This window comes from Achromobacter sp. (assembly GCF_049647645.1).
In the GTDB taxonomy this organism is placed as follows: Bacteria; Pseudomonadota; Gammaproteobacteria; order Burkholderiales; family Burkholderiaceae_B; genus Achromobacter.
In genome coordinates this window covers 1-3,015 of the sequence record NZ_JBARYB010000290.1, presented here as the reverse complement: position 1 = coordinate 3,015, position 3,015 = coordinate 1, and the positions used below count along the sequence as shown (strand labels likewise).

Below are 3,015 nucleotides of genomic sequence, written 5' to 3'. Positions count from 1 at the left end.
CCGCGGCTTCGAGCGCGGCGGCTTCGGCGGCCGAGGCCGTCACGCCCGCCACGTGCAGCGGCGTGGCGGCAAGCTTGGCCTTGGCTCGCAGCACGAACATCGACAGGCGCTTGAGCAGCGCTTGCGCCAGGTCCTGGCGCACCAGGCCGTAGAGTTGGGGTGCGTCGTCCGCGCCGCCGGGGGCGCCGCGCCACATCACCAGGGTGGCCAGCAGGCGGCCCTTGGCGGTGCAGTAGCCGGCCAGGCGGGCGGCGTCTTGCGGCAGGCCGGTGACGTCCTGCGTGAGCTGGCCGTGCAGAAAGGTGAGGGCGTCCGCGCCGGCAGCGGCGAAGACCAGGAAATCTTCCAGCGGCGCGACTTGCGCGCAACCTTCTGCGCGGGCGGGAATCGAAGAATGGAAAGCGTGCATGGAGGCGGCGTTATCGCGTCATCAAAGTGCTGATGATAGCCGTGTTCCCCTCCGGGCTGGGCCATGTCCCCGCCGCGCGCAGGGACGCGCGGCGCGTTCTGCCCCTCTTTAGCCGCGACAGGTCCGCGCGATCAATTAAACTTCCGACACTTATGAAGAAGCGACTCTTTTTTTTCGTCCTGTGGTTTTTCCTGTTGATCGCGCTGGCTGCCGCCGCAGCTGTGGGCGGCGCCTGGTATTGGGCGCACAAGCCCATGCCGCTGAAAGCCGACAGGATAGATTTCGTGGTGGATCCGGGCAGCAGCCCGCGCGCGGTTGCGCGCGCGCTGAACGAGGCCGGCGTGCCGGTCTGGGAGCCGGGATTCGTCTGGATGGCGCGCCTGTCCGAACTGGACAAGCAGATGAAGGCCGGCGGCTACCAGGCGATCAATGGCGATTCGCCCTGGCAGCTGCTGGAACGCCTGGCGCGCGGCGACATGACGCAGCGGCAGATTACGTTCCTGGAAGGCTGGACCTACCGCCAGATCCGCCAGGCGCTGCGCGCGAATCCCGACGTCAAGCAGACGCTGGGCGAAACCACCGATGAAGAATTGATGGAACGCCTGGGTTCCGACATCAAGCAGCCGGAAGGGCTGTTCTTCCCGGATACCTACATTTTCACGCCGGGCAGCACCGATTACGACCTGCTGCGCCGCTCCTACCAGGAAGGCCAGCGCATCCTGCAGGACACCTGGGCCAAGCGCCAGCCGGATCTGCCGGTGACCACGCCTTACGAGGCTCTGGTGCTGGCTTCCATCGTCGAAAAGGAAACCGGCCACGGGCCGGACCGCCGCCGGGTGGCCGGCGTGTTCACCAACCGGCTCAAGATCGGCATGCTGCTGCAGACCGATCCGACGGTGATCTACGGCATGGGCGAGGCTTACCAGGGGCGGATTCGCAAGCGCGACCTGCAGACCGACACGCCCTGGAACACCTACACGCGGCCGGGCCTGCCGCCCACGCCGATCGCGGCGCCGGGCCGTGCGGCGCTGCTGGCGGCGGTGCAGCCCGAGCAGCACAAGTTCCTCTTTTTCGTTTCCCGCGGCAACGGCACCAGCGAGTTCTCGGTCAACCTGAACGAGCACAACCGCAACGTTTCCCGCTATATCCTGGGCCAGGGCCAGAATGCCGCGCCCACCCCGGCATCGAGCCGCGGCGGCGCCAACGGCAGTCCGGCCAATGGTACGCCCGCAGCCGCTCAGGCCAGCCCGGCGCCTGCCCCGGCGCCGGATGCGGCGCCCGAGCCGGACCCGGCACAAGCACAAGGACAAGACCAATGACCACGCGCGGACGCTTTATCACGCTGGAGGGCGTGGACGGCGCGGGCAAGAGCACGCATACCGTCTGGATCGCCGATTTCCTGCGCGCGCAGGGGCTGGACGTGGTGTCCACCCGCGAACCCGGCGGCACGCCGCTGGGCGAAAAGCTGCGCGCCTTGCTGCTGACCGACCCCATGGGGCTGGACACCGAGACGCTGTTGATGTTCGCCGCCCGTTGCGAGCACCTGCACCAAGTCATCGAGCCGGCCTTGGCGCGCGGCGCCTGGGTGGTCTGCGACCGCTACACCGACGCCACCTACGCCTATCAGGGCGGGGGCCGCGGCCTGGGCGCGGCGCGCGTGGCCGCGCTGGAAACCTGGATGCAGGCCGGCCAGCCCGACCGCACCTGGCTCTTCGACGTGCCGCTGGAAGTCGCGCGCGCCCGGCTGGCCGACGCGCGCGAACCCGACCGCTTCGAGCGCGAGGGCGCAGCCTTCTTCGAACGCACCCGCGAGGCCTACCATGCGCGCGCCGCGGCCGATCCGCAGCGCATCCGCATTGTCGATTCCACCCAATCCATCGACCAGGTCCGCGCCGGCCTGGAGACGGGGCTGCGCGAATTGCTGGGGCAGGCGGCATGAACGCCACCCGCGCCGCCAAAGACGAGGACGCCACGGCGTCCAACGCGCCGCAATTCCTGCCCTGGCAGGCCGAGACGGCGCGTCATTGGCTGGGCAATCGCGAGCGCTTCGCCCATGCCTGGCTGATCCACGGACTGGCCGGCATCGGCAAGCTGGACTTCGCGGTCGCCGCGGCGGCCAGCCTGCTGTGCGAAACGCCGGACAACGGCCTGGCCTGCGGCCGTTGCGCCGCTTGTGCCTGGTTCGCCAGCGGCAACCATCCCGACCTGCGCCGCATCCGGCCCGAAGCCGTGGCCGTGGAAGAAGGGGCGGACGCCGCCGAGCCCGCGGAAGATGCGGAGCCGGCCACGGGCACCGCCAAGCGCGCGCCATCCAAGGAAATCCGCATAGACCAGATCCGCTCGCTGGAATCCTGGTTCAACACCGCCACGCACCGCGGCGGTTGGCGCGTGGCGCTGCTGTACCCGGCCCATGCGCTGAACGTGGTGTCGTCCAACGCCTTGCTCAAGGTGCTGGAAGAACCGCCGCCGCACACGGTGTTCCTGTTGGTCGCGGACGCGCCGGATCGCCTTCTGCCCACTCTGGTGTCGCGCTGCCGCCGCCTGCCGCTGCCGGCGCCGGATCCCGACACCGCGCTGCAATGGCTGCGCGAACAAAACGTCGAGCC

Annotated in this window: 3 protein-coding genes and 1 pseudogene; 3 read left to right on the top strand and 1 reads right to left on the bottom strand. The window is 69.4% G+C overall.

The genetic code is table 11. The features are described from left to right. Positions 1–409, bottom strand: a pseudogene (locus WBB14_RS32890) (YgfZ/GcvT domain-containing protein); the annotation flags it as partial. Between the two features lie 152 nt (positions 410–561). Between WBB14_RS32890 and mltG the strand changes: the two are divergent. The 3 genes from mltG to holB all read left to right on the top strand — a co-directional run. Beyond that, positions 562–1,728 (top strand): endolytic transglycosylase MltG, encoded by a 1,167-nt coding sequence (gene mltG, locus WBB14_RS32885; protein ID WP_424243478.1) that lies wholly within the window; start codon positions 562–564, stop codon positions 1,726–1,728. Next, on the top strand, positions 1,725–2,348 hold the full coding sequence (gene tmk, locus WBB14_RS32880; protein ID WP_424243477.1) for a dTMP kinase: 624 nt from the start codon (positions 1,725–1,727) through the stop codon (positions 2,346–2,348). Before mltG ends, tmk begins: the two co-directional genes overlap by 4 nt. Next, positions 2,345–3,015 (top strand): DNA polymerase III subunit delta' (holB, locus tag WBB14_RS32875; RefSeq protein WP_424243476.1); only part of this gene is annotated, 671 nt, incomplete at its 3' end. The genes tmk and holB, both read left to right, overlap by 4 nt.